The organism is Alienimonas chondri (genome assembly GCF_013036045.1).
GTDB lineage: Bacteria > Planctomycetota > Planctomycetia > Planctomycetales > Planctomycetaceae > Alienimonas > Alienimonas chondri.
The window spans coordinates 1-1106 of sequence record NZ_WTPX01000335.1; the positions used below are offsets into that span (position 1 = coordinate 1).

The following is a 1106-nucleotide window of genomic DNA, read 5'->3' on the forward strand; positions in this document are numbered from 1 at the left end:
CCAGAACACCCGGAATTAACGTCTCCTTGCTGGACCAATTTGAAGAACGGAACGGCAAAGATTTTGCGTACGCCGCGCACCTTGGGATGTCCTTCTATAAGAACGGCGCCAGCTTTAGCGACTCGCAGGTTTATATCGACGCCGATCAGGCGCCGGTTTCCCTCCGCGAAGAGAACCGCTTTAATTACTGGGTCCAGAGACACAAAAACGCCGTCGCCGCCTTTTACCGACTCCGCGACCTGCTCGCCGAAGGCCGCCTAAGCCTCGGCGAGTCGTGGGAATCGGCGCTCGAAAAGCTCGAAAAACTCCGCGACGCGGCCCGCGAAGCCGCGGACGACGTTAAAGACGCCGAACGCGTCCGGCTCGAAAACGACCCGGAATATGCCGCCCAGCTAAAGCGCAGGGCCGACGTCGTGGAGTATGAAGCCCGCACGCGGGCCGAATTCGCCGAGCGATGCAATAAAGCCGCGGCGATGGAGATTTAGACGATGGGCACCGTCACGAGCATACCGCCGCCGCTGCGCAGCGCCCCCGCGACGTCTACGGACGCCGCCGCGGCGGCGACGTTGCTGCGCGTCGTGCGTTTGGTCCCGAAGGGCGGCCAAACGACCCGGGGCCAGATCGCTGCCCGTTTGGGTTGGTCGGTCGGCAAAGTCGACAGGATTGCGAGAGACTTGGTCGCGTCGGGTCTGATCGCCGTGCGACCCACGATCTATTCGGGGCGGACGTATCGAGCCGCGCCGCCGGGCGCTGCCCGGAGCGTCCGCCCCGCGGACGACGCCGCGGACCTCGTGCAAATCGTCGCCCGATATTCCATGCCCGATCGCGCAGCGTCGATTCAAAAGATCGCGGCGGCGGCCGGCCGTGAGAAAACCGCCGTCCGTGCGGAACTCGTCGCGTTGGCGGCGGCCGGGAAACTGCGACGGATCGAACCCGCGACCAGCCGATCGACAGTGCGCTTCGCGCTCCCGTAGATCAACTCACCTTCCCCTCTCTATCACTCTCCGAAAGTTTTTCGATGCCCGTCAAACAAAACGTCTACTGCACCAACGCCGAGCACGCGGTCGAACCGCTGGAATCCCCGGTCTATGATTTCCGCCCGACGG

At 63.7% G+C, this 1106-nt stretch carries 1 protein-coding gene and 1 pseudogene; both read left to right on the forward strand.

Annotation, left to right across the window (positions count from 1 at the left end; translation table 11 throughout):
- Positions 1-485: pseudogene (locus LzC2_RS21490) on the forward strand (hypothetical protein); the annotation flags it as partial.
- Between the two features lie 3 nt (positions 486-488).
- The gene (locus tag LzC2_RS21495; protein WP_171190065.1) at positions 489-974 is read left to right on the forward strand and encodes a hypothetical protein; all 486 of its coding nucleotides are present in this window, start codon (positions 489-491) and stop codon (positions 972-974) included.
- The last annotated feature ends 132 nt before the right edge of the window (positions 975-1106 follow it).